35 protein-coding genes and 1 tRNA gene are annotated in these 23,536 nt (G+C 62.7%); 1 reads left to right on the forward strand and 35 read right to left on the reverse strand.

What is annotated here, in order from left to right:
• Window positions 1–114: 114 nt before the first annotated feature.
• From M1D40_RS14575 to M1D40_RS14660, 18 genes are all read right to left on the reverse strand, one after another.
• Complete coding sequence (locus tag M1D40_RS14575; RefSeq protein WP_461169264.1) at window positions 115–4,938, reverse strand: matrixin family metalloprotease; 4,824 nt, start codon at window positions 4,936–4,938, stop codon at window positions 115–117.
• Between the two features lie 65 nt (window positions 4,939–5,003).
• On the reverse strand, window positions 5,004–5,390 hold the full coding sequence (locus M1D40_RS14580; RefSeq protein WP_461169265.1) for a hypothetical protein: 387 nt from the start codon (window positions 5,388–5,390) through the stop codon (window positions 5,004–5,006).
• 50 nt (window positions 5,391–5,440) lie between these two features.
• A complete protein-coding gene (locus tag M1D40_RS14585) occupies window positions 5,441–5,782 on the reverse strand; it encodes a hypothetical protein (protein ID WP_461169266.1) in 342 nt (113 codons plus the stop codon).
• A gap of 307 nt (window positions 5,783–6,089) precedes the next feature.
• A complete protein-coding gene (locus M1D40_RS14590) occupies window positions 6,090–6,767 on the reverse strand; it encodes a hypothetical protein (RefSeq protein ID WP_461169267.1) in 678 nt (225 codons plus the stop codon).
• Window positions 6,768–6,812: 45 nt separating this feature from the next.
• Window positions 6,813–7,220, reverse strand: coding sequence for a hypothetical protein (locus tag M1D40_RS14595; RefSeq protein WP_461169268.1), 408 nt, complete (start codon window positions 7,218–7,220; stop codon window positions 6,813–6,815).
• A 274-nt stretch (window positions 7,221–7,494) separates the two neighbouring features.
• Window positions 7,495–7,830 (reverse strand): hypothetical protein, encoded by a 336-nt coding sequence (locus M1D40_RS14600; RefSeq protein ID WP_461169269.1) that lies wholly within the window; start codon window positions 7,828–7,830, stop codon window positions 7,495–7,497.
• Between the two features lies 1 nt (window position 7,831).
• A complete protein-coding gene (locus M1D40_RS14605) occupies window positions 7,832–8,236 on the reverse strand; it encodes a hypothetical protein (protein ID WP_461169270.1) in 405 nt (134 codons plus the stop codon).
• Between the two features lie 5 nt (window positions 8,237–8,241).
• On the reverse strand, window positions 8,242–8,577 hold the full coding sequence (locus tag M1D40_RS14610) for a hypothetical protein (protein WP_461169271.1): 336 nt from the start codon (window positions 8,575–8,577) through the stop codon (window positions 8,242–8,244).
• Between the two features lie 56 nt (window positions 8,578–8,633).
• Complete coding sequence (locus M1D40_RS14615; RefSeq protein ID WP_461169272.1) at window positions 8,634–9,653, reverse strand: major capsid protein; 1,020 nt, start codon at window positions 9,651–9,653, stop codon at window positions 8,634–8,636.
• Between the two features lie 11 nt (window positions 9,654–9,664).
• Window positions 9,665–10,033 carry a head decoration protein gene (locus M1D40_RS14620; protein ID WP_461169273.1) on the reverse strand — a complete coding sequence of 123 codons (369 nt, stop codon included), beginning with the start codon at window positions 10,031–10,033 and terminating at the stop codon, window positions 9,665–9,667.
• Window positions 10,034–10,057: 24 nt separating this feature from the next.
• Complete coding sequence (locus M1D40_RS14625; RefSeq protein WP_461169274.1) at window positions 10,058–10,678, reverse strand: hypothetical protein; 621 nt, start codon at window positions 10,676–10,678, stop codon at window positions 10,058–10,060.
• A 65-nt stretch (window positions 10,679–10,743) separates the two neighbouring features.
• Window positions 10,744–11,595, reverse strand: coding sequence for a VG15 protein (locus M1D40_RS14630; RefSeq protein ID WP_461169275.1), 852 nt, complete (start codon window positions 11,593–11,595; stop codon window positions 10,744–10,746).
• Window positions 11,595–13,028 (reverse strand): hypothetical protein, encoded by a 1,434-nt coding sequence (locus M1D40_RS14635; RefSeq protein WP_461169276.1) that lies wholly within the window; start codon window positions 13,026–13,028, stop codon window positions 11,595–11,597. The genes M1D40_RS14630 and M1D40_RS14635 overlap by 1 nt, the downstream gene beginning before the upstream one ends.
• 12 nt (window positions 13,029–13,040) lie before the next feature.
• Window positions 13,041–14,555 carry a hypothetical protein gene (locus M1D40_RS14640; protein ID WP_461169277.1) on the reverse strand — a complete coding sequence of 505 codons (1,515 nt, stop codon included), beginning with the start codon at window positions 14,553–14,555 and terminating at the stop codon, window positions 13,041–13,043.
• 11 nt (window positions 14,556–14,566) lie between these two features.
• A complete protein-coding gene (locus M1D40_RS14645; protein ID WP_461169278.1) occupies window positions 14,567–14,968 on the reverse strand; it encodes a hypothetical protein in 402 nt (133 codons plus the stop codon).
• 9 nt (window positions 14,969–14,977) lie between these two features.
• Window positions 14,978–15,217, reverse strand: coding sequence for a hypothetical protein (locus M1D40_RS14650; protein WP_461169279.1), 240 nt, complete (start codon window positions 15,215–15,217; stop codon window positions 14,978–14,980).
• Window positions 15,218–15,226: 9 nt separating this feature from the next.
• Entirely contained in the window at window positions 15,227–15,631 is a 405-nt protein-coding gene (locus tag M1D40_RS14655) for a hypothetical protein (RefSeq protein ID WP_461169280.1), read from the reverse strand.
• A 431-nt stretch (window positions 15,632–16,062) separates the two neighbouring features.
• A complete protein-coding gene (locus M1D40_RS14660) occupies window positions 16,063–16,371 on the reverse strand; it encodes an HNH endonuclease (protein ID WP_461169281.1) in 309 nt (102 codons plus the stop codon).
• A gap of 67 nt (window positions 16,372–16,438) precedes the next feature.
• Here M1D40_RS14660 and M1D40_RS14665 point away from each other — a divergent pair, with 67 nt between their 5' ends.
• Window positions 16,439–16,639, forward strand: a complete 201-nt coding sequence (locus M1D40_RS14665; RefSeq protein ID WP_461169282.1) for a hypothetical protein — start codon at window positions 16,439–16,441, stop codon at window positions 16,637–16,639.
• A gap of 203 nt (window positions 16,640–16,842) precedes the next feature.
• Here the strand turns inward: M1D40_RS14665 and M1D40_RS14670 are convergent.
• The 17 genes from M1D40_RS14670 to M1D40_RS14750 form a co-directional block, all read right to left on the reverse strand.
• Window positions 16,843–16,916, reverse strand: a tRNA-Leu gene (locus tag M1D40_RS14670).
• Between the two features lie 244 nt (window positions 16,917–17,160).
• Window positions 17,161–17,376 (reverse strand): hypothetical protein, encoded by a 216-nt coding sequence (locus tag M1D40_RS14675; protein WP_461169283.1) that lies wholly within the window; start codon window positions 17,374–17,376, stop codon window positions 17,161–17,163.
• 301 nt (window positions 17,377–17,677) lie between these two features.
• A complete protein-coding gene (locus M1D40_RS14680; protein WP_461169284.1) occupies window positions 17,678–18,406 on the reverse strand; it encodes a hypothetical protein in 729 nt (242 codons plus the stop codon).
• On the reverse strand, window positions 18,403–18,630 hold the full coding sequence (locus M1D40_RS14685) for a hypothetical protein (RefSeq protein ID WP_461169285.1): 228 nt from the start codon (window positions 18,628–18,630) through the stop codon (window positions 18,403–18,405). Before M1D40_RS14685 ends, M1D40_RS14680 begins: the two co-directional genes overlap by 4 nt.
• On the reverse strand, window positions 18,627–19,007 hold the full coding sequence (locus M1D40_RS14690) for a hypothetical protein (protein WP_461169286.1): 381 nt from the start codon (window positions 19,005–19,007) through the stop codon (window positions 18,627–18,629). The genes M1D40_RS14685 and M1D40_RS14690 overlap by 4 nt, the downstream gene beginning before the upstream one ends.
• Window positions 19,004–19,222, reverse strand: a complete 219-nt coding sequence (locus tag M1D40_RS14695) for a hypothetical protein (protein WP_461169287.1) — start codon at window positions 19,220–19,222, stop codon at window positions 19,004–19,006. Before M1D40_RS14695 ends, M1D40_RS14690 begins: the two co-directional genes overlap by 4 nt.
• On the reverse strand, window positions 19,219–19,386 hold the full coding sequence (locus M1D40_RS14700; RefSeq protein ID WP_461169288.1) for a hypothetical protein: 168 nt from the start codon (window positions 19,384–19,386) through the stop codon (window positions 19,219–19,221). The genes M1D40_RS14695 and M1D40_RS14700 overlap by 4 nt, the downstream gene beginning before the upstream one ends.
• A complete protein-coding gene (locus M1D40_RS14705; RefSeq protein ID WP_461169289.1) occupies window positions 19,383–19,610 on the reverse strand; it encodes a hypothetical protein in 228 nt (75 codons plus the stop codon). Before M1D40_RS14705 ends, M1D40_RS14700 begins: the two co-directional genes overlap by 4 nt.
• The gene (locus M1D40_RS14710; RefSeq protein ID WP_461169290.1) at window positions 19,603–20,031 is read right to left on the reverse strand and encodes a RusA family crossover junction endodeoxyribonuclease; all 429 of its coding nucleotides are present in this window, start codon (window positions 20,029–20,031) and stop codon (window positions 19,603–19,605) included. The genes M1D40_RS14705 and M1D40_RS14710 overlap by 8 nt, the downstream gene beginning before the upstream one ends.
• The gene (locus M1D40_RS14715) at window positions 20,028–20,357 is read right to left on the reverse strand and encodes a hypothetical protein (RefSeq protein ID WP_461169291.1); all 330 of its coding nucleotides are present in this window, start codon (window positions 20,355–20,357) and stop codon (window positions 20,028–20,030) included. Before M1D40_RS14715 ends, M1D40_RS14710 begins: the two co-directional genes overlap by 4 nt.
• A complete protein-coding gene (locus M1D40_RS14720; RefSeq protein ID WP_461169292.1) occupies window positions 20,354–20,683 on the reverse strand; it encodes a hypothetical protein in 330 nt (109 codons plus the stop codon). The genes M1D40_RS14715 and M1D40_RS14720 overlap by 4 nt, the downstream gene beginning before the upstream one ends.
• On the reverse strand, window positions 20,680–21,315 hold the full coding sequence (locus M1D40_RS14725) for a hypothetical protein (protein ID WP_461169293.1): 636 nt from the start codon (window positions 21,313–21,315) through the stop codon (window positions 20,680–20,682). Before M1D40_RS14725 ends, M1D40_RS14720 begins: the two co-directional genes overlap by 4 nt.
• Entirely contained in the window at window positions 21,312–21,554 is a 243-nt protein-coding gene (locus M1D40_RS14730; protein WP_461169294.1) for a hypothetical protein, read from the reverse strand. Before M1D40_RS14730 ends, M1D40_RS14725 begins: the two co-directional genes overlap by 4 nt.
• Window positions 21,551–21,901 (reverse strand): hypothetical protein, encoded by a 351-nt coding sequence (locus M1D40_RS14735; RefSeq protein WP_461169295.1) that lies wholly within the window; start codon window positions 21,899–21,901, stop codon window positions 21,551–21,553. Before M1D40_RS14735 ends, M1D40_RS14730 begins: the two co-directional genes overlap by 4 nt.
• Complete coding sequence (locus M1D40_RS14740) at window positions 21,898–22,536, reverse strand: hypothetical protein (protein ID WP_461169296.1); 639 nt, start codon at window positions 22,534–22,536, stop codon at window positions 21,898–21,900. Before M1D40_RS14740 ends, M1D40_RS14735 begins: the two co-directional genes overlap by 4 nt.
• Complete coding sequence (locus tag M1D40_RS14745) at window positions 22,533–22,913, reverse strand: hypothetical protein (RefSeq protein WP_461169297.1); 381 nt, start codon at window positions 22,911–22,913, stop codon at window positions 22,533–22,535. The genes M1D40_RS14740 and M1D40_RS14745 overlap by 4 nt, the downstream gene beginning before the upstream one ends.
• Window positions 22,910–23,194 carry a hypothetical protein gene (locus tag M1D40_RS14750; protein ID WP_461171067.1) on the reverse strand — a complete coding sequence of 95 codons (285 nt, stop codon included), beginning with the start codon at window positions 23,192–23,194 and terminating at the stop codon, window positions 22,910–22,912. The genes M1D40_RS14745 and M1D40_RS14750 overlap by 4 nt, the downstream gene beginning before the upstream one ends.
• Window positions 23,195–23,536: the final 342 nt, after the last annotated feature.

Here is a 23,536-nt window from a genome sequence, read left to right on the forward strand (position 1 = left end):
TGAGGTCCCATACGGAACCGTCCCACCCCGTCCAGGTGTGCGTCATTCTTATCCACGGCGAGACGGCACGCCGCATTGGTGGCGGCGCATATGGTGCGGCGTAAACAAGTGCCACTAGCTCATCACCACCTTGCGCAGATTATTCAGAGACGCTGTGCGCCGCTGCTTGGTTTCCATCACGTCGACGATGTGCATAGGGTCCCCATACACATTCCCCTCAACCACTAGCCGCGGCCCGGCATCATGCCCGTCGCGCACGGCAAGCTGACGCATGGTGTTCCATTGCTGGTTCGTGAGGATCGCCTCGGGCTTGCCGGTCTGATTCAGGACCTGTGACATCCCAGGAGGCAGAACCCCGCCGGAGTCGTACAGGTTCGGCTTCATCCCCGGAGACGCGGTCGCGCCGCCACCCCCGAAGAATCCCTTCACGCTGCTGACTACATCCCCGGCAATATTCTTGATGCCGTCCTTGATGTCCTGGATCCACTTGGTGACCTTCTCGAGGCCGCTCTTGGCCAGGCCACCGACAGCATCCACGACCATCCCTCCCTCCGGGAACATGTCCGTGAATTTCTTCATGAGCTTGTCCAGCAGGCCGGAGAACGGATTCTCCACAGGCTCAGCCCCCGATCCCTGCCCGGCCTTTCCGCTGCCCCCCGGGTAGAGGTACTGCAGATTGACGATGTCCTGAGCTGTTGGGCTCGAGGCCATTTGGCCGAGGTTCGGTTGCATGATCGAGTGTCCAGAGTTGTGCGGCAGGCCCATCGCGTGACCCATCTCGTGAGCGGCCACCGTCTGCCGCTGCACGGCGTTGAGGGTGTTCATCCACGAGGGGGACATGTCGATGTTGTTGTTCGTCGCGTAGCCGAGGATCCCGCCGCCACGCTCCAATGGCTTTGCGTAGCCCTGCTGAGATCCGCGGCCAATAGCCACCTTGATGCCCGCAGCGCCGTCCCACATTTTCGCTGCCCCGGGAAAGTTCCATTTGGAGAGACTCGGGGCGACGTCGAGGTAGTAGGCTCCGTGGCGGGCGATGGCGGCCGAGTTTCCGGTGAAGAAGCCGCCCATGTTCCCGCCGCCCGGCACTGCAGCGTGTGCTGGATTGGACTTGGTCCCGCTGGATGCGGCCCGGGCCATCTCTGCGAGCTTGTCCTTACCAATTGCAGCTGTCTGCTTCTTGGTGAAGTACCACTCGCCGCGGTGCGCCGGCCCTGCAATCTCATCTGCGGGGCCGTCACCCGTGTAGCCGCCGTTCTTGAAGCCTGCAGGCAGTTTCGGCTTGGTGATATCCACGCCCGGGATTTTGTTGAACGTGTCAACAAGCCCGCCAATGACCGTTTCGACCACGAACTTGACCGGCTTCTTGGCGATTTCCCCGAGCTTGTCCCATGCCTTGCCGATACCGGCCATAGCCTTGTCAAAGGCTTCCGGCAGCTTGGCAGTTGCCGCCTTGAGCTCGTCCCAGTTGGCGACGATGATCGCCACAATGCCGACGACGGCGGCAATCACCCAGCCGAGGGGGCCCATTGCGAGCACCCAAGCGGCAGCCATACGGGCGCCTTGAAGCATTGCCTGACCACCCATCAGCACCCAGCTACCCACAACGCGGGCGCCTTGAATGACGCTGGCACCAGCGTTCACGGCAGCCGAGGCTGCTGTTGCCACCCAGGAGGCAACAACGCGGGCAGCTTGAGCTACAGCCTGGCCACCCATCGCCACCCAGGAGGCAACAACCCGGGCGCCCTGCACGACAGCGAGTCCGGCATTCAGTACGGCTGAAGCAGCCGTCATGACCCACCCAGCAACAACTAGGGCCCCTTGCGCGATGGCCGCGCCGGCCATCAGGAGCCACCCGCCAACCACACGGGCGGCACTGGCCACATGAGCTGCTGCCGCAAGGGCGGACTCGACCTTATACATGAGCCAGATAGCAGCCGTCTGTGCCCCGGAGACCACAGCGGCGATGCCCGTCTGTACCCAAGACGTTCGCAGGAGCCACAGCGCCGCCTTGACGATGCCTGAAGCCACAGCCCACCCAGCCATTGCGATCTTCTGGACGTTGCCGGCCAGAGTCAGGACCGCCGCTGCTCCTGCCGTGGCGGTGAAAGCACCAATGAGCACTCCCAACACCACCGGGCTATCTGTGAGCAGCAACAGCAGCGGGGAGAACGCCACAGCGAGGGTGTCCACGATGGACGCGAATCCGGTGAACACCTCGATCAGGGTCGGCCCGAGCTGCTCGGCCAGCGGCGCCAGGGTCTCCAGTAGCCCTCCGAATGCCGCGGTGAGGCCGGGCATCAGGGGAACCAGCTTGTCTACGCCCCGCTGCAGGGCCTCCATAAAGGTCGTGAGCCCCGCCCCGAATGTCGGATCCGACATTGCGGTGAAGATACCGCCAACGAAAGCGCCGGAAATTTCCCCGCCGAGGCGCAGGAAGTCCGCGAGGTTGTCCGCCCCGACTCGGAAGGCTTCTCCAATTGGGCCTAGGGCAGCGAGCAGGCCCTGAGACCCCGCTTCCGAGCCGGCGAAAAGCTTCGCCATGGTTGTCTGAAAAACGGGGCCTTCCATGATGGTCTGCACACGGTTCAGTCCGTCAGCCAACCCGCCCAGAGTGGCCACGGCCCCGCCGGCGGCCGCAGCGGCGGTCAGTGCGGAGAAGATGCCACCGACGGAGCCGATGATGGAACCAAGATCCTTGAGACCCTGGATTCCGTTATCGATCCACTGATTCAGCTCGCCACTGGCGGCTGCACCTTGGATGAAGCCATTGAAGCGTTCCGCCAAATCCACGACAGCGCCCGAGAGCAGCGGCATGTATTCCATGCCGACCACCCCGAGGGTGACAAAGGCCTGGACCAGCGGATCGATGGCGCCGTTCATGATGATGATCGATGTGGCAACGCCCATCAGCAGGGACTCCAGCACCCCACCACCGAGCGCATCAGCAATGGAGGTGAGGAGTGTCTGCGAACCGGCGCCAAGGGCCGAAGCGATAGCGCCCACGCCGGTGGCCAGCTGGGGCATAACAGTGCCAGCCAATGCCAGCAGCGGGCCCGCGAATCCGTTGAAAAAGTTCTCCTGCGCGATACGGCGGATGGCGCCGAGCTGATCGTAAACAGCCAGCAGGGCAACCACTGCAGTCCGTGCAGCCGGCGTCAGCTTGTCCATGGCCTGCGAGGACTTCTCCCCAGCCTTAGACGCTGCATCCGCCTGCTGCATTTGCGTACGCTCGAGGTTGCGATGCGCCTGCTCCACCGCCCGTGCCGCCGACACCTGAGCCTTTTCGGCCGCCTTCCCTGCATCCTCTACGGCACGCTGCGCCTCAGCAACCCGGCGAGCCCCGTCCTGCTGGGACTTCACCGCGTCAGCCTCAGCATCCTTGCGGTTTTGGATCGCATCGAGCTGTGACTGCCGAGCATCAGCCAGCCGCCGCTCAGCCTGGAGGACAGCTTCGCTGCCAGTCTTGGCTTCCTCGGTCGCCTTGGTCTGCTCGGCACGCAGGGACTCCACCGAAGACTTCGCGTCCTCGTCCGCAGCCTTGGCCTTCGCTACAGCGTTGGAGAGCTGCAACAGCCGGTCGGCGCCGGCGTTGGGGTCGTTCTGCGCGTCGTAATAGGCGGCTGCAGCCTTCTTGTAGGCCAACCCCGTGTCGACTGCTTTGCGGGAAGCAGCCTCAGCATCACGAGCAATTTCCTTCACCCGCGCCGCAGCCTCATCGCGGGCCGTAACGAGGTCCCGTTCTGCGTCGGCAACATCGCGAGCAGACTCAGCTTCAGACCGGCGCGCCATCTCAATGGCTCGCGCCGCCGACTTCTCAGCCTCAGCGGCCGCCGTTACCGCGTCAGAGAGCGCCAGCTTGGCGTCCTCCACCCGGCGAGCAGCATCCACGCGGGAATCAGCAGCGTTCTCCTCAGCCTGAACAATGGCAGCCTGAGCATCCTCAATTGCCATAGCGGCGATGCGCGGATCCGGGCCAGTACCCAGCGCGGAAGTCTCCTCCGTGATTGCCTTGAGTGCATCACCCATCCCGCGGAAGGCCGCGACCATGACGCCAACGCCAGCCCCGATAGCAATAAGGCCGGCAGGGATCAGCGCAGCAACACTGGAAAGCTGCAGCAGGGAAGCAGAGAGGGTCAGGACATTGCCGACAGCCCCCATAAGCCCAGCCCCAAGCCCACCCAGCGCGGGCACCAGTCCGGCCAGGACGACGGAAATACCCATGAACGCCTGCGTGAACGCCCTGCCACCACGAGTTCCCGCCTGTGACACATTCCTGGCCATGGCATGCATGTCCAAGTTGACCCGGTTAGTGTCTCCTCGGATGCTATTCACCAGCCCGGCCAGCGGGCGCCCACGGAAGGCCCGAGACAAGGTTGCCCCGAGACGGCCCATGCTGGTGTTGGTGCGCTCGGACTCCGTAGTGACACGCTGGAGGTGCGTCTCGAGAGTCTCAGAAGCAGCCGCCGAATCTCCCTGGGCCCGGGCGTGGGCGTCAGTCGACGCCGTGAGGCTACGCTCCGCCTTCTCTCGGGTCACAGCCATGGCAGCAGCGCGAGCACGCGCCGCGGAAACCTTCTCCTCCGCCGCTGCAAGCTGTGAAGCCTTGACGTTGGATGAGGCCCGAACCTCCTGCAACTTCAGTTCAGCCACACGCAGATTGCCGAGAGCCTTATCCTCAGCGGTTGATGCCGCCGTGAGTCGCTCGCGAGAGCTTGCCACCTTCTCTTCGGCCTGGCTCACTGATTGGGCGAGCCGTCCAACCTCAGCCTCGAAGCCGGCAGTCTCGGCCGCAAGCCCGGTGGTCATTCCCCGGCCCATGCGGGAGCCAGCATCGCGGCCAGCAGTTTCCGCGGCCGGGCCAATCTCCCGACTAATGGCGCGCTGGGTGCCCTTGAATACCGGCTGAACCAGTACCTCTGCGAGACCGACTACGGGCATTGTGGCCTCCTCAGGGCATAAGGAGAGCCCCACCCACGCGGGCGAGGCTCTCCATGTGTATTCAGTTAGGCGATGTCCGCGGCGTCGAAGCCGAACAGGCCGGCAAGGTCTTCTACGAACTCCCGCTCCATGTCCGCCCTGGCGCGATCAATTGCCGTGCGCGGAACAGGGAAGGGCTTGTATGGGGTCGGCTTACCGCCCGCTGTTGCCACGATGGCACCTTGGATGGAAGCCATAGCGGCGAGCATCTCGCGGTGCATGATCGCCGACAGATCGTATTCCGAGATGCGGGGCGTCCACTTCTCCGTCGATTCGGGAAGTGACGCCAGCACTCGGGCCGTTTCGGGATTGTTGGCTATTGCCTCGTTGAGCCTGCAAGCGGTGGGCAGCATGTCGATCAACTCGAGCAATGCCACCCACCGGCCTGCCGCATACCACTGATCCAGATCCACGCCGGGATACTCATGAGCGAGATCGGCGCGGATCTGGGGTCGGTAGCTGGTTAGGAGCTCGCGGAGGCGGCGTCTTCCCCCACAGTGCCGTAAGCGTCCTTGTAGTAGTTGCCGGCAACCTCGATGAGGCGCATCAGCTCGGCGCGGGACAACTTCTCAGCTCGGAGCGACTTCGCGTCGGCGGCCGACAGCCAATCCTCCAAGATGCCCCACGCTGACTTCGGATTCTCGATCCGCTCTGCGATTTCGTCGGAAGCCTCAGCCTCCATGGCGTTGATATCCGGGAAGGTGATGAGCTTCGAGCCGCTCAGTGCAATCTTGAACGGGTCGACTTTCGCAACGTCCTTGCGGAGCTGGGCGAGGGAGAACTGGACATTCGGCTTATCAGCCATGGTGAAACCTCCGGGTGTGAGGGTTGATGGGTTTGAAAGGTGAAGCTGGTACTACTTTTCAGACTTGGCGGGCGCCGAGTCTGACGATTTGGGGGTCGGTGCTGCGTCGGCCTGCTTGACCGCCACCGTGCGTGCACGCTGCTCAGTGAAGCCCTGAGCTCGAAGCTCTGCAGCCTCTCGCGGAACAGCAGTCTCGATGGTCAGCCCATCCTTGATGAAACGAGGCATAACTACTCCTGACGTTCTGGGTGAAGGGGTACGGTGCGCGCCGCCACCCAGAGAACGGCGCGCACCGAGATGAAAGGGCTTACTGGCCGGCGGGTGCGCCAGTGAAGCCGAGCAGGTCCTTGTGCTTCAGGGCACCCGTGCCGCCCATGTAATGACGGACCGGGGTGCCGATCTCGTCGTCAGTGAAGACGTCGAGGGTGATCTCCGAGGAGACCGCGCCTTCCTGCCCCCAGGTTTCGCTTCCGCCGGCGTTCAGCTTCACGCTGCCGTAGCCCTTGCCTAGGACCCAGTTCTCGGAAGCGGGACCGTCGGAGCCAATGACCAGCAGTCGGTATTCCTCACCCACCGGCAGGTCGGGCTCATCGAAAACGATCTCGCCCGTGACGGGATCCTGAGTCGTGCCGGTTAGGTCAGTGCCGAGGGTCAGCTCAGCCATGTGCCGGCGCCCCTTCTCCAATGGGGTGAAGGTGATCTGCCGCGGCACCTTCGTAGTGTCGGAGCGGACCGGCGAGGCGTAACCGAGCGCATCGATGGTCTCCGACTCAACTTCACGAGAGAAGCTGTAACCATCCGGGGTAACGATGCCGACCGGCAGCCAACCCAGCGCCTTCAGGTCGATGAGCTGGCCATCGACGCCATACAGCGACTCCGGCAGATCGACGGCGCCGCGGAGACCAATGACGGCAATGGCCTTCTGAATCTTGCGGATGAGCTGCCGGGAATCCGTTTCCTGGCGCTGAGTGTCAAACGTGGGCATGGAGGCCCCTCTCATGTTGGTGTTGGTGCCCTGAGCTGGGCGGGCTTAGTTGATGGGCCGGGAGGTCACGTCGAAGGTGGCCACGGCCTTATTGAGGGTGTCGGACGGGTAGTAGCCGTCCTCGGGAGTAGAGACGACACGGATGGAGTCGAGGAACCCGTGCGGAGTGTCAATGTCGGTGCCGCAGATGGACGCCTTGACGGACTCCAGGACGTTGACCGCATCCGTCCCTGGCGCATAACACTCCAAGGTCACCGGATCTACACGGTCAATGAAGCCCTCAGTGCCCGGGTGGGCGGTCACATGCACCAGCGGGAACGGGCCTGCAGGCGCGCCATACTGATCCGTCTGCAACCACCAAGCGAACGTCACCGTCTCGCCAAGGTGAGTGGTGCCGTCGATCAGATCGCCCAAACACTCGCGGACATCAGGGAAAACGAGGCCATCAATCATCGGCGCCCCCTGATCGTCATGGACGCGGCCACACGGAGCAGCACCGCGTCACGGGAGTCCCGCCAATCGCGTTCGGTTTCCCCAACGACAGCACCAGCACGAGGCTCGTTACCCCAGCCGGCACGGACCGTCCTGCTCTTAGCCTCATACGAAGAATCGCCAACAGCATTCGCCTTGCCGGCCATCGTCCGTGCAGTCTCCAAAGTGACGCCCTTCATCCAATCGGACTGGCCCAACGCTTTCAGGCCAGCCTCGAGCGGGCGATAACCAGCCATCAGGCCCTCACCAGCCCAACCTCGTCACCGAGCGGCCACTCACCAGGGCGACCCTCCACAGACCAATCCCCAGCCATCTTTTTCCCGGCCGGGACGCGGACCCGATCCGTGGAAAGAAAGGAGAAGCCGGGGTCCGAATCCCGATAAAGGACCGCCTTGGAATCAACGACGTCGGAATGATCGAGCGGATCTGCTGTGGCGCGTGCCCCCACAATGCAATCCTTCACAGGGATCTCCTGCGTCGGCTGCGGGTTCCCCTTGTTATCGCGACCGCCGCCCCGGATCACGATGACGTCAGTGCGCCAACTCTTCGGGAACATCTTGACGATGCCCATGTCAGCCTCCCGGATGGATAGTGAACGCCTGCTTGCGGGGGCGAGACCGACCCAGCAGCCTCTTGTCCGCGGCACTCATGTAGATGTTGCCGTCAGGATTGTGGATCTTGCCGCCCAATGCGAAGGGGCCGGCGCCGAACTGGAAGCTCTCCATTCCAGCGGTCGGCGCATCCTCCGAAACATCCAAGGCGCGCTTGACCATGCGGCATACGACGAGCTTCGGGACGTCCGGATCCATGCCGCCGTCACTGATTGGCACAGTGATGCGCGAGTCGAGGTCCGGGTAGTTGCCGCGGACCTCGATGGACGCCTCGTGGAGCTTCTGTGTGGCGTCGGCTTCGTCCTCAGCCGGCAGCGCGGACCAATGCTTCTTTAGATCCTCAAGATTCGCGTAGTCCGCGGCCATGATGCCTACTTTCGGGACTGACGCCGGCGCGGAGCTGAACCGGTGAAGTCCGGAGCCGCGGCCTCCGGCTTGGCCGCGGGCTTGGGCTCTTCCGGAACTGCCTCAGCCTCATCGCCGGTTTCGGGGTCGTCGGGCGTCGATTCTTCGTGATCCTCCGAATCGGCGTCATCGGGCTTCTCGTTGGGCTCGTCCTCGACGTCGTTGGGCTCAAGGACCGGTGTAAGGCAGTGATCGCCAACGCGACCCTCTGCCCAGCCGGGGAGTTCGTCGCCAGGAGACAGCGCTACGACCCTGCCCTCTTCGTCCCACAGGGACACAAAGGCAGCCAGTGTTCGTGACATGGTCACTCCTTTCAAAGGCCAAGCGGCGGCGGGCATTGCTGCCCGCCGCCAACTGGCTACAGGACGGTGGCGGCCAGCGTCAGGTTGGTGTTGGCCGGGACCGGCAGGGCGATGGCGGAAGCCTTCGTCCACAGGCCAACCGGGTCCTTGTCCGAGTAGGAGCCGACAACAACGCCCGGCGCCTCTGTGGAGTCGATGCCGTAGTCCGCATCGAGCGCCTCAGCGGTGACACCCCACAGCGTCTCGCCGAGCTTGCGGCCCGCCGGTGGCAGGAAGATCACCTTGTTGGGATCGAGGATGGACTGGGCCTCGCCATCCTCACCTTCGACCTGCGCTTCGTACAGGCTCAGGGCCGGCAGGCCGAAGGACTGCAGCAGCGCGTTGATCGCATCCACGGTCACGACCTGCTGGGTGGAGCCAGCGGGCAGCGTCATGGAGCGGATTGCCGCGTTCCGCATCAGCGAGGACTGGACGTCCTGGCTGGTCAGAGTAGCGCCCGGGCGCACGCCGTTGGTGGCGACGTAGGTCTTCTGCCAAGCGAGGAGGTCATTGATGGGGTTGGACCCGTCAGTGTTCCACTTCGCTGCGGCGGTCTGCGTATGTGATGCCTTGCGTCCGAAGTCAGCCTCGAGAGTCAGGCCGTTCTCGGAGAGAGTGACCTTGCCTTCTTCGAGGGCCTGGCCGCGGGCAACCTCGACACGGGCGTGGATGCCGCGGGCCAGATCGACGGCGTCGTTCAGAATGGCGTCCACGATGCCGGAGTCAAGCTTCCGCATCTTCAGTCGGTCATACTCGGACAGCCGACGCTTCTCCGAGATCGGGGGCAGCTCGCCGCTGATGCGGTCGATTCCGCGCCGGCCCGAGATCGGGGACTCCGTGTCCCATGCGCGGTACTTGGCGACACGGGCAAGCCCGCCGCCGCCTACCGTGGCCCGGAAGTCGATGTCGTCGGTCTCCACATCCGGCAGGAATGCAGACAGCCCGAAGGTGTTCTGCGGCAGATCGGAGAGAGCTTCACGGACGTATCCGGTCAGCTCCGTGGGAGTGATGTATTCGCTGGAAAGAACAAGTGCCATGGTGCGCCTCCTTAGGCGAAGATGATTCGACCGGAGGCAGTTGCCTGACCAGCGGTGTCGACGGATACGGGCAGCTTGGCGACGATGACGCGGCCATGCTCATAGATGGCGCCACCAACGGGCGTTGCGGGATCCGCGGGGGCAGAAACCGGAGTGAAGAGGAACCCGGCCAGATCGGCGCCGGAAGTCCAGAGCCCGTACTTTGCGCCTGACTTCTGAAGGGGCAGCCCCGACTTCAGGAAGCCGCCCGGGTAATGATCAGCCTTCGTGAACGTCGAAACGTCCAGGGTGATGCTCTGCGCGGCGGTCGTGCCGTGAGCAGATCCAAGCCAGTCCTGATTGTCCTGGCCGAAAGACGCCCGCTTGATTGCGATGTCCATGGTCCCTCCTAAGGGGAAAGTGGGTTACTTTTTCTTGCGACTCGCGTAGCGTTCGCGGCCAGCGGCTACGGAGCCGCCGGCAGGGTTGTTATCGCCGGAGCGTTTGCCGGACCCGGGGATCGGATCAGGCTTCGGAGCTTTCCCTTCGGCACGGGCGTAGAGATCGGAGATCTTCTTTGCGGAAGCGAGGTAACTGGCCTCGTCCGTCCCAGTCACGAGGTCTTGGTAGTCCTTGGGGACGGGGTGCTCGGTCAGTGCGGCGAGGCGGGCGTTGGTGGCCTTGAGCGTCGCGTTCTCGGCCGCCTGATCGTCTCGTTCCTTGTTCGCTCGCTGAATGTCGGACAGCTTGGCGTCCTCGGCGGCCTGAACCTTAGCTTCAGCATCGGCGGCGCGCTTCTCAGCGGCTTCCCGTGCTTCACGTTCGGCCTTCAGTGCTTTGATGCCACCCTCGCCCAACTTCTCGTTGGCAGCTTTTTCAGCCTCCGCAGCATCAGATGCAGCCTTTGCGTCCGCGGCTGCCTTCACTGCAGCGTCCTCATCGACTTCCATGACGGCGTCGCCAAAAGTGCGGCGATGGAAAGCCATCAGTGCAGTCAGGCCACCCGGGGCAGTGACGTCGATGCCGTGGGGAAAACTCTTCTTCATTGGTGCTCCTTCATGAGGCCGTATCGCACGGCGAAAAACCCCGCCCGCATCGCACGGAAGGGAAGTTAGTGGGTGTGGGGCAGAACGCCGTCAGTAACGGCGTCGGGGTATTTGCGGCGCATGGAGAAGACCGCCGCCTTCAACTGCCGGTGCTTGTCGTCTGGATCCAGGGATTCAAGAAACGCCCGGACTTCAGGGCCGTTGTCACCGACCGCGTCTAGGTACATGGCCTCGTACTCGTCCGGGAGGTAACCGGGCGGGTAATCATCTGTTGATCGAATAGGCAAGATTTCGCAGTCGCAGAAGCCGTGGAATTCGTTGTCGGCACCGTATTTCTTGCTACCGGCAGACTTCTCGGAAAGGTAAACAGCGTCACGGCTTGCCAACAGCAGGCAGAAGGAGCACGTCTTCGCCCCAGTTGGAATCCGTGCGTACCGGGCACCTTCGCGCTGTGCGTTCCATGCGACCGTTTCGCGGCCGTGCTGCTTCACGTACTTGTCGGTGGCGCCGGTCAGGGAAGCAAGGGCTTTAGCGGGGTTGGCAGGCGCCCGAACGACAATCAGCCGGCCCTCGTCCTCCACCTCATAGGTGCGGTCGAACAAGTGCCCAGCCGCATACCTAACCTTCGCCTCAATACGCTCCGGAGTGATGGCCGAAGCCAACACCGTCGCGGCCGCAAACGAACCAGAAACGCCAGACTCGAAACGCAGCTGCTCGTACCACTCCATCGCCAGCGCTGCTGCAGCCTGCCCGTACTCAGTAACGAGCAGCGGCACAAACTCCAGCAAGGCATTACGGACAGCTTCAGGGCGGGACATGTCCAGCGCCCCGAAATACCGGGCCAACTCGTCAGCTACCAGCGCCGAGAGCTGCGAGCTCGCAACGCGGTACTGCTCAATGGACTCGCGGGCAACCACTACTGCGTGCCCGCGCCGCCGCCGGCGTCGCTGAACACCGGCGCCGCGGTCGACTTGGAAGCCGCCACCAAGGCCTGCAGCTTGACGCTGCCAGCCTGCTTGAAGCTGTAGGCCTTCATGCGCTCGATCTGCAGCTTGTCCAGGCCGTAAACCTCCATGGCAACCTCCGGGTCACCATCGGGGAACGTCTGCGTAAACTTCAGGCCAGCGTCCGCCTGGGCGGCCTTCGACGTCGTACCAGGATCCTTGAAATGCGCACGCAGGCCCCGCAGTTCAGCTTCCATGGCCGGCGTCCACTCGCCGTACTTCACCGCGAGCACATTCCGGGCCAGATCAACCCGGGACATGCCAATGCTCGGCAGCTCGTCATCAACGACTGAAATCAGGTCGGACTCAGCGGCGCGGATAGCGTCCGCCGATGACGGGTTGTCGTGGATGATGCCGAGGTAGCCCACCGGGATGGAGGTTTCGCTGGAGACCATCAGCCCAATGGTCCGCAGCATGTCACCATGCGGCGTCATGCTGGCCTGCGAGAGCTGCTGCAGGGTCGGCTTGACCAGGTCTCCGGTTTCCTCATCGCGGGTATTGGGCAGAGCCCAGACACCGCCGATAAGAGCATCCAACGGAGAGATGCGCTTCCCGTTCGAATCCCGGAAGTGCTCGTCCTCAGCGCCGAGCAGTGCCCGCTGCGGCGCCCCATAGAACTCCGCGTTGACTTCCTGCCGCAGCATTGTGCGCACACCCATGTCGATGTAGCCCATGAGCGGGCGAGTGATCCGGGAGTAACCGAACGGGCGCTCCAAGGAACGGCCCCAGACGTAAGGAGTGCACATCACCCGGCCGGCGATCCCGGCATAGACCGCGGTCACCATCCACTTGCGCTCGATGTACTCGACCTTCAGCGTCTCGCCGTCGAGATATAGCAGCGCTTCCCAGCGACCCACCAGCTCCAAGGCGTGCACCACGCGATTGGTACGAGTGTCGATCTCAGCCGTGGCCTCCAGTGCCGTGCGTGCTGCCACAATGAGCTCAGGCTCGCCGGCATCCGTGTCACCCGGGGTGACGAACACAAACGACACCGAATGCTGCAGCGATGACTCGATTGCCATCCGCTCGACCGCGGCGAAGTGATTGTCCTCGAACACTTCCTCAAGGGCAGTCAGCATCTGCGACTTGCGGCCCAGTGTGAACCCATCCGGGCGGATACGGCGCGCCGGCACCTTCACGGCCTTGGCAGCCCAACCAATGGCCACCTGAAAGTCCTGCATGTGTGGAGGGATCGAGAACCCGATCTTGTCCAGTCGTTTCTTGGAGTCGAAGTACGACGTCCGCAACCGGTTCCGGTCCGACTTGCGCCGAACGACGGTCAGCATCCGAGTGAACGCTGAAGCCTCCGAAACAGACAGGTGGCGTGCCACATCAAGAACAGCCAAGCAGGCCACCTCCTAGAAAACGATTGCGCCGCGGACCTTCTTCTCGGAAGACTTGGGGATGCGGCGGGCGAACTTGAGCGCCCCGTAATGGGCGCAGGTAATGGCGACGGTCGGTGCCAGATCGACGTCGAGGCTTGAGCGATTCCACTTGAACGAGCCCGGCCGATTCTTAATCGGATCCTTCGTCGCGTGCTTCACGGAATGGTCCAGATGTTCCTGGCCGAAGTGTGTGATGGCCGGGTGCTTCTCCACCGATTCGTGGAGCCCTGCGCACGCCTGCGTGTACTCGTGCCCGCTGAGGATGAAGACCTTCATCTTCTTCCGCTTCAGGTGCGCTTCGAGCAGGTCACGGGCGGGCGAATAGGCATCAATGACAATCGGGATCCGACGCTTGCACCGCTCCCACAACCAGTCGACAAGGGCCATGGTCCCGGCCTCATCGAACGGTGCGTCGGCAGCAAGCTCAAGGTGCACTTCCGACTCCTCAGCGAAGGCTGAGACGCCGATGGACACCTTGGTACGCTCCGGGTTCATGTCGACGCCGTAAGCCGCGACAGGCCACTCTGGGTCCGGGTCGTCAATGGCGAGGTCGTCCCACTTCTCAGCAGTGAACGCGAGCTTGCCGGCTTCCGAAGGTGTCGGCCACATATTCAGCCGCTCGCGAGCAAAGGACCGCGGCGAGAACCTGTGGAACTCGGTCTCAACCGTCTTCAGCTTGATACGCCCGCCGAGAGCAGGGTTCGCCTCGGCCCAGTTCTTCCGGTCTGCGGTGAAGACCTTCAGTTCGGCTTCGGTCATCTTGTCGACGTCCCCGGACGGTGAATGCTCCACCCAAGCCGTGCGTTTATCAGAGCCGGTGATGGCCGCGTTCCGGATGCGGACGAAGGGCTCTCCGCGCTCGGACAGATCTTTAGGGGGCGTCCCCATGTAGATCGTGATTGGATCGCCAGAGGGGGCAGCTGAGGTCGTCGGCTCCAGCGCCTCCTGCTCGTCCTCCTCGTACTCCTGGCCCTCATCAATCACGAGGACGTCGAAGGAACTACCGCGGCCGGCGCCACCAGTACGGGCACCCAGCTCGATCAGGCCGCCAGTGTGGAGTTCGATTGCTTCCTGGCCGTTGGTCTTGCGGATCTCCTTCACCAGAGCGTTCAGCTCCGGGAACTTCGCGTGAGGGTCATTCACTTTGGTGCCGAAGAAGTGCATCAGGCGCTTGAACGCCTTCCTCGCAGAACCGAGGAGGTGCGACGTGTGGAGGATCTTCAGATCGAGCGCCACCATGAGGTAGAGCTCAACGATCTCCAGTGCGCCGTTTTTGCCGTTCTGCCGCGGGACACTTAGGCCCCATGTGGAGGCTGCCCAGCCTGCATCGTCGGTGCGCAACCATGCCCGCACAACCTCCGCCTGCCAAGGATCGGCGACGTAGCCATAACCCTCAGCGAACTCGAGCGCACTCTCTGCATGCTCCTTGCTATAGCCACGCGGGGAAGGTGCTGTGTTGAAGCGTGCGACCTGCGAACCAATCAGCACGCCGCACCACCCTAGCTATTCTGTTTTTGTCTCAACTTCTGCAGAGGGGAAACGTTGGAAGGCAGAACGGAAGGAACGGCGGCCGGAGCTGCAGCTGCTTTCGATTCGGCCGGCGCCAGCTTCGTGAGGAGATTCGCGAACGCGGTCGCTTGCTGCCGGGCCTCTGCAAGCACGGCGTTGAACTTGACCTCGATATTGATCGAGTGACTCTCGTCGTCCTCAATCGCATGATCGAGAACCCGGAACTGCATCAGGTTCAGGACACCCTTGCCCTGAATGATGTTGTCCAGCTCGTCCAAACGGTCAGCCAGGCGGGCAGCCTCAAGCACCAGTGCGTTGCGCGGGACATCCTTAGTGGACATCGCCTGCCAGATGGCAGACCCACGCTCACCGAGGCCGGGAGGTTCATCCATGGCGGCCTCCTATACTCGGGGCGGCCAGGACCAATGGCCTGGCTTCGGATCTTCGCTGAACGTGTAGATGCTCCCGCGGTTCTCTTCCTTGATGGGCTCCTCATGCAGGGGCCAGAAGATATTGAGTCGTGCATGCTCGGTTGATTCGTCATCAACCTCGACAATCAGGGCCGCAATGGGTTGACCTGCGTAATGTTCGCTCTCGCCGTAGTAATGGACGATGCGCCCGACGCTTGGTGCCTGTGGCATTGCGACCTCCTAGAGGGTCAAGCGGTCACCCGTCACGGCGATGTACCGTCCGGCTGTATAGCGTTCGATGTTGCGGCCGTCGCGGATCTTCCGGCCCGGCGCTTCCTGCGCCTCAATGAAAACGTGCACGCCGTCGCCGGACTGGGAAACCTCAGCGAAGATAATCGGCTCCGTGATGCCCGCGATGTACTCAGCGGCCCAATCAGTGAGCCTGCCGCCGTCGAAGCAATGGTCGAGGTCGATGCAGCCGATGCCGTCACCCAGGACGAACCCGAGCCCGACGCCGGCGCCCGAAATTCGAGCATCATCGAACGTCGACCAGGTGCGCGGATCCGTAGAAGAAGCAGCCTTGCCGGCAACCGTCAGCGGCCGCTTGTCAGCAGCGCGGCGCACCCACCGATCACGCGAAGTCATCGACTCAGGGAACGGCGGACGCTTCGCAGCACGGTGCGCGTACACGCGGCACTTCGAGGTGCAGTACTTCGCACCCTTCCGCGGCAGGAGCATAGGCCCTCCGCAGTGCGCGCACGTGGTTGATGACATGCTCACAGTTTACCAGTTTGTAACGGATAATCCGCGGTATTACGCGGAAGTTAGTAGTTGCGGATAGTTGTTCGGAAGGCCCGAGGCCCTCGAAAGTCTGGGAGGCCGAAACAGTCCAGGCAGTCCGCAAACGGACGCCACAGGACCCCTCAGTCGTGGAGGGAAGGCACCCCGCGCCCGGCGTGGATCGCTCGGGGGGATATTTTCGCCCTATGCCCGGGGAGGGCGGGGCCGGCACTGGGGAGGGGGCCTCCCCCGGGGTCCATTCAGTGTGCGTTATGCGGGTTGCGGGTCCGTCTCGGTCACCATGCTCGGCTGGTTCGGAGTGGCTTGAGTGTCACGACTTTGCCGTGGTCGGGTGGCTTGTTGCCGCGTTTCTGGTTGCACAGTCGGTGCGCGAGTCGGCAGTTGCTTCGTTCGAATGGTGAGCCACCCTTGGATACAGGCACTACCTCATCAATCTCAGGTGACCCTGGCAAGCCATGAGGCAGTCCCTTGTCGACGGGTAGACCACAGAGCCAGCAGATACTCTCCTCGCGCAGGACGCGGGCCCTGAGTTTGTTCCGCTTGCTGCTGTTGGCTCGGCGCGGGTTAGCTACTGTGGTTGCCATCGCGCCTCCCGATGCGGGCCGTAGGAAGTAGGCTCAGTTGGTCAGATCACCTACTGAAAGGAATCCTGTGGCAGCTGAAACAAAGAAGGTCTCGGAGCTCAACCGTTCGGACATGGGGCGGAAGGTTCGCTACGAACCGGATGAGGACACCCGCGAGACTGGAGTTCTTACTTACGTAGCGCACTTTGTGACATCGTCCACCTTGAACTTTGAGACGAGCCAGCACACCGTGACCGATGCCGATGCGACGGTCACCCTCTTGGACTAAGCCTTTGCCTGATGGCCCTGCTGATTACGGCGGGGCCATCTGCATATGAGCTCCTGCATGGAGTAGGCGCGTAGCGTCGCCTCGTTCTTGGGCCACAGATCAGTGATCCCCACCGCGATGCATTGGATGCGCCCGGGTTCGATCCTTGGCCGCACATTTGGGTGACTTGCCCAGTACCGGCCTGTGGTCTCCATGCAGGAGAGTGGGACGCGCTGGATTCGAACCAACACTGTGCAGGATTTGAGCCTGCTGCCTCTACCAATTGGGCTAGGGTCCCTTATGCCGTCTGCTTCTCAGCGATGGCGTGCGCCGTACCCTGGCGCGGGGAGTTCGCTGTCAGCCCTTGCACCCGCAGTGGGGGTCACAAGCGCGGTCAAAGTTGCGGCAGTTGACGCAGCTCTTTGTTCCTTTGCTGCATCCGCGGTCGCAGTGTTCGCAGTAGACGCCGCCCGTGCCGGTGCCGGTCATGGGCTGACCGCAGCGGCAGGTGGTGAGTGTTTCGGGCATGGTGTGTAGCCTTCCTAGCGGTTGCGTTGGAAGCCGAGGCGGTAGGCTCCCCCGTCGTCGTCATCGATGGACTGTCCGCGGTGGGCGATGTGCATCTCTGGCTGGGTCGTGTAGCTGTGCGATGTTTCGACCAGGGCATCCAGCTGTGTGTCTCTGTCCGAGGCGTCGTCGTGGCCCATCTGTTGGGCGTGCGCTTCGAGCCATGCGCAGACGGCTTTGTATAACCGCACGGCGCCTCCTTGAAGTTGTTGCCCCTCGTTGTGCTTCCGGTTTGCCTGAGGCGGTGGCCGGTGGTTGTGTGCCTTGGCCTGCGATTCGCGGGCGGAGCGGTGATGTGCGTTCCGACATTCCAAGGACTTGACCGCCTGGCCTATTCGGCGGGGCGGAGTTTGCATAGAAAGGCCCTCACCGTCATGGGGGAACAGGTGAGGGCCTTTCGCTTTTGGGCACAAAAAAGGCCGGTCGCGTTTGCGTCCCGGCTGTTTGTGGTGGGTTGAAGGTGGATACACTTCTGACCCGGAAATGACTCTATCAGCTTTTTACATGCTTGTCTCGCATTTCTTGGGCGACTCGGAACACTTCTCCTGGGTGGTAGACGCGGCGGGCTTTGTCGTCGATTGTGACTCTGTCGAGGACGTATTTGAGGCGTCCTCGTTTGACCCAGTTTTTGAAGTCGAACAGTTTGATTGGTGTTTGTGTTTGGACCCGAAGGTAGTTGATCACTTCCTTTGGCGGGAGGGGTTCACCTTTCGCTTCTTCTGCCATCTTCAGTCGTCGGGCGGTTACGTCGTGGAGGGTGCCGCAGGTGTCGCATTTGACGGTGGCGACTCCTGCTTCTTCGGTGAGTGGTGCATCGCAGGTGATCTCTCCGAGTGTGGCCCCGCATGTGCCGTATGCCCATGTTTCGGGTGGTAGGTCTACGAGCTTCTCGGCGTCTTGGATGAGTTCTCGGAGCATGCTGAGGAATCCGCCGGCGTATTCGTCGTTGGCGAGTTCGGCCGCCTTGAGTCCTTCCCACATTGCCAGGGCGTGGCGCTTGTCCATGGCGCCGTCTCGGAGTGGCATTGCTGAGCCGGTGGATCCTCCTCCCCCGCCTTCCGAGTTCTTGGGCCCGGTGTTGTCGAGTTTCGCCATGGTCGTGAACAGCATCTGCCGGGTCTCGGTGACTTTATCGAGCCAGAGTTGCAGGTCACTCACACACTGGTTACAGAGGTATGTGCTGGTCTCGTTCCGGCAGACCGTCGTGGTGCAGTCGTTCATGCGGCGCTCCTGTTCCGTTCGAGATGTTTGGCTACGGAGATGATGAGCTCCCGGTAGTTGGCGCGCTCGGTCTTGTGGATGTATTTCTTGCGCTTTCGTGCGATCCGCCCGCTCTCGTTGGTGATGTGGATCTGGGTACACCAGTGGTCGAGCTTGCGCTCATTCCGGCGGCGGGTGTTGTCGCGGAACGGACTGCCGCCGTTGGTGGGCATCTGCTTGCTCATGCGTAGAACCTCCTGATGTGTTCGGCTTGTTCGGCGTTGATCGCTGCTGGGTCGATACCAATCACGGCACGGTGCGGTATTGAGTACCCATCCCAGCCGTCGGTGCGTGCGGCTTTGAAGGTGTCGGGGATGTCCGCTGCAACTCGGGCACGGACCAACTCGTCTGCGTGCCGGATGACTACTGCGTGTTCCGGTCGCGTGTGGTTGGGCTGTGCGTTAGTCAGCCAGTGCCGGAGTTCGCGCCAGTGCATGTTGTCCGCTTCCCGTCGTGCGGCTTCCCTGAACAGTCGCGACCCGAGGTGCACGTACTGCCTGAGTTCCGGGTCACGGGCTGCGAGGATGCCCTTGCGGATTAGTGCGGCGTGGCGGGTTTTCATGAGTAGTCCCCTTGTTGTTCGATGGCGTTGCTGGCGAGTCGCATCATGCCGACTGCCTGGACGTGCGGGATGGATGAGTGGCCCCAGATGGTTCCGGCAGCGACATCGTTGCCGTCCATACGCTGGTAGGTGGCGATGATGATGGCGCCGGTTATCACTGCATCTTCAGGGATGCGCAGGTTTACTTCCGCGCCGCCTATGTCGTGAGTGCTCATGCGGTCCTCCGTGCTTGCTTGTTGGCGTAGGTGATGGCTTCGGCATGGGTGGCAAAGTACTTACCGCCACCAAATGCGCCACTGGGGGTCATCAGGTAAGCCAGTGCGTGCGGTGCGGTCGGATGGCCCCAGTTGATGCAGGCGACTTTCCAGCGGCCCTTCATGGCTTCTCCTTGCGGGTGAGTCCTGCGCGGTCGGGGATATTGGCTGACGATGTCGGCATGAGATCCGATGCAGCGATGAGCTGGGCGCCGTCTTCGGCGTCGTCAGCGAACGCGTCGAGCTTGTCGAGGACTGCCTGTGCTTCGGCTATCGCTGCCCGGAGCTTCTGGGCTGGCTCGTGGGCCATGTGGGTAAGGCGGTGTAGGACATCTACTACGTCAGCCATTGGGTTCCTCCTGGGTGATGGTGATGACGAGTGCTGCGGGACCTTTGCCGCCGTGTCGCATGTCTGGCCCGATGACGTGTTTCCAGTCGTCGTCGGCGAGTAGGCCGGCGTCTACGATTCCGTCGAGGCAGGCTTTGGCGGTTGGGTAGAGGTTGCCGGGGTCGTATCGGCCGGCGCGGGGTTTCCAGACGTGGGCGGTGACGTGCACGGGGCCGTCGTAGGGGGTGAGGTCCCATCCGCGCTCAGCGAGGCGTAGCGCTGCTTCTAGGCGCCAGGCAGCGGTGAGCTTGGCTTCCTGCTGTCTGTGCAGGCGGAGGTTGCTGTTCAGCCAAGGCTTTACTTCTTGGAGCTTCCCGGTGGCACGCTTCCGGACGGGCGGGAACTCCGGCGCCGGGATAGTGAACTGCGTCGTGCGGGTCATCGTTTCCCTCCTGGCATGAATGAAGCCACCCGGTTGGGGGCGGCTTCGGTGAGCGTGAAGGTGCGTGAAGGTATGAGGGGTGGCGGACTGAGCACGTAGTCCGATTGCTTGCCGGGTACCTGAAAGATCTGGCGGATCCCTTCGATGAAGGTGCCGAGGCGATCCGCGAGGGTGTTCATTGCCTGGCCAGCCATCTCGCTGAAGGCGCTGAGTGTGCGGAAGATGTTGGTGGTCTCCCGGTGTTGCCGCGCCTGTTTGGCGATCCTCCCGGCGGCGCGGTGTTTCATGCGGGGGAAGTGTTCGGGCGTGCGGGGCTTGGTGCTCATTCGGTGTCGCTTTCCGGCTCGGTGGCCTCGAAGTAGTGGGGGTGCGTGGCGAACCGCAGGAGGGTTCGCGCTCGGTTGTGGATGGCTTCGGGGTCCATTGGCCAGGTGTCGAATAGCGGCGCCCAGCACTGCCCTGTTGCGCTCTGGATCATTGCGTCACAGCGGGCGGACTCGTACTCGGCGCAGAGTTCGGCTTCGGTGAATCTCATGCGTGCCATGTCGGCTTCTTCATTCACTCGCCCCACGAACCAATCGCCCCACTGCTGCGGGTCGGTGGGCTCCGGCGGGACAGGCGGGTAGATCGTCAGTTCCAGTGGCTTGCTCATGCGGCTGCCCCTATCCGCCGGGGCTGGTGCAGGGCGCACGGGGCCGGTTCACCGCACGCCTGGCACAGCCGCCGGTTCTCCTTGGCCTTGTCGTTCCAGACGTCGATTGTTCTGGCGTCACGGTGCAGCGGCTCCCGGAATGCTGTGCGCGCTGCGGCCGCGGTGAGGCCAGCAACGAAGTCCAGCGTGAGTGGCTCCGGGGTGAGGCGAGGCGCTTTCACCTTGGCGCGCAACCCATGGCCGGATTGGACCATGAGTCCCCAGCCCTCGGGCAGCTCGCCGGGCTTCACGATGTCGGCGTTGGGCACGACGAGCCACCAGTAGTCGCAGAAGCGTTTGATCCGCTCGGACTTCGTCGGGTCCCGCAGCTCGGTCAACCAGTCGGAGCGGGACACCTTCACTTCGTGGCCGTGCATCGCCTGCTGGGACTGGTATTTGTCGATGGCAATGAAGTCAGCGATGCTCAGAAACTGCCAAGACGTCTGGCTGCTGCGAACGTGCTCAGCGCGCACCCAGCGGTCGGCGATGGTGCCGCGCCGCTCGGTGTTGTACCGCACCAGGAGCAGGTCCAGCATGTCGCGCTCAGTGGGCGCCGGCCGGGCCTTGGATGCGCCGAACAGCGTGCCGCTCATGCCGTGTACCGCCGCAGTGTTGCCAGGATGCGGGTGAGGTCCATCGACTTCCGCCGGAGTGTGCCGGTCTTCGCTGATCCCCAAGAGTGATCGGAGGGCTTCGGCCGGCTGACCTCTGCGCGCCGGCGGTTATTGCGCTCAAGCTCCTCGTCCAGCCGTGTCAGTGCCTCATCGCAGGCCTTGATGAATGTCTGCGCTTCGGCCTTGGCTTCTTTGATGGTCTGTCGGTTCATGCTCATGCTGTGGTCTCGCTTTCGATCACGGGTTCGATGTGTTCAGGCAGGACGTAAACCGGCTTGCGGTGTAGGTTGTGGGCGATCAGGTAGGCGGTGAAGTGCCATGTCGGGACGTACTCGGTGCCGCCGTCACCGAGCCAGTTTGCTGTTCCGTTGGAGAGGGTGCGCTTGCCCACGATCACGCCCTCTCCGCCCGGCCAGCGGTGCTCTTCCCACCCTTCGCCGGAGAAGTGCCCTGCGTTGGAGGACCACAGTCTGTCGGGTCTGAGGCCGAACTCTCCGGTCCCTGCCTCCCGACGGCGGAGATGCTCTGAGTAGGTCACTCGCTGGCCTAGCTGAAAGTCGCTCATGCTGTCTCGCTTTCGTCGGTCGCTTTCGCGGTTCGGTACTGCCGGATTCCCCAGACGATGGCCTGCAGTGACCAGAGGTAGTGCGAGGTGTAGTCGGTCCAGTCCTCGTCCCGGAGGTCGCTGTACCCGAACCCAGCGGTCTCGAAGTCCTCTAGTGCTGCGCGGGCGGCTGGCTCGTATCGGTACTCGCCGTCGTCCAGCACGACCCAGCGGAGTTTCTGCCAGATGTCCGTGGCTTCGGCTGGGGTGTAGCCGGTGCGGCGGTCCCAGAAGTCCTGCAGCAGCCACGCCTTGAACTTGTCCTCGTCGTGCTCCTTGTAACCGCCGAAGATTGAAACGGACTCCAGCTTCTCGCCCCAGTAGCTCGGGTTGATGCTCCAGCTCCGAACCTTGAAGAAATCGAACATGTCGGGCTCGCGGGCGAAGGTGTATGTGCCGTGCCCACCTCGGATGGCGAGGCTTCCGGGCCAGGTGATGATGTGGAACGGCTCGTTGAAGCCCTGCTCTTTCGGCTTGTCGAAGCGGAGGTGCCGGTACACGCCGTCGTCGTGCAGGATCGTCATCGGGTACTTGCCGCCGCCTGCCATGAAACTCCTGTGGCTGGCTGCGTACGGGTCTGCGTGGTTGATGCTCATGCTGTGGTCTCGCTTTCTGGCGTGTAGTGCTTACCGATGTGGGTGGCGGGCCGTTGCCCGACTTTGTGGTCTGCCCAGCAGCAGGGGCAGTTGTGGGCGGCGAATGTTTCGTGGTCTTCGCATGCGGGCGGAGTCGGCAGGAACCGTTCTGCGGCGTCTTCAGTTCTCCAATGGGGTCCCGGGTGGAATATCGGGCCTGGCGTCTTGCAGGACGGCTCCATGGCCTTCGTAGTGGCCGCGAGGATCAACGCACCAATGCTCGGAACCGAGTCGTGATGCTTGCCGATCAAAGACACCAGCGACGCCGCCCCCCAGTCCGGGCGGATCTCGTGAAGCATGTAGGCCAGTGCCCGCGCTTGCTGTTCGGTCACCGTCACGATGCGCCTCTTAGCATCCGCACTAGGCGATGAATGGCACCAGGCGTTACTTCGTAGTCACCAGCTATCGCCCTGTACGACTCGCCTGCTTCCCTCCTCGCCAAGATGATCGGCTTGTCCTCATGCCGGATCTTCCTGAATCGTGATTTGGTGGCCGTCCGACCACGCCTCACCATGTCGGCGCTGTTGTCAGCAGGGGAACCCCAGTAGAGGTGCTTGGGGTTTACGCACTTCCGGTTATCGCAGTGATGGCAGGCGAAGGTCCAGCGATCAGGGGTCATTCCCGTTGCAGCTTCGAGGGCATAACGATGTGCCTTGCGGGTCTTACTGGTCCTTCCATCCCAGAACTGTCCGTAGTCGCCTCTTCCGAGTGCCCCCGTCCACTCCCAGCATCCCGAGGGTTGGACTTCCCAGCGCCCATCAAAATTCTTCAATTGAGATTCCTTTCCGCCAACCAAAAATCGCCCGGCCCCGCGTTACGGAACTGGACGATTGGCTGGAACTTTTCTCACTCTTTGAAAGGCAACAACAGGAGAAGGCGAGATGAAGACGGAAGGTATTTATAGACTTCTTACCTTCTGCCACTCTGTTTGCCACCCGTTTTGCCACTGTTTTGAGTGGCA

The organism is Arthrobacter sp. Z1-15, assembly GCF_054792395.1.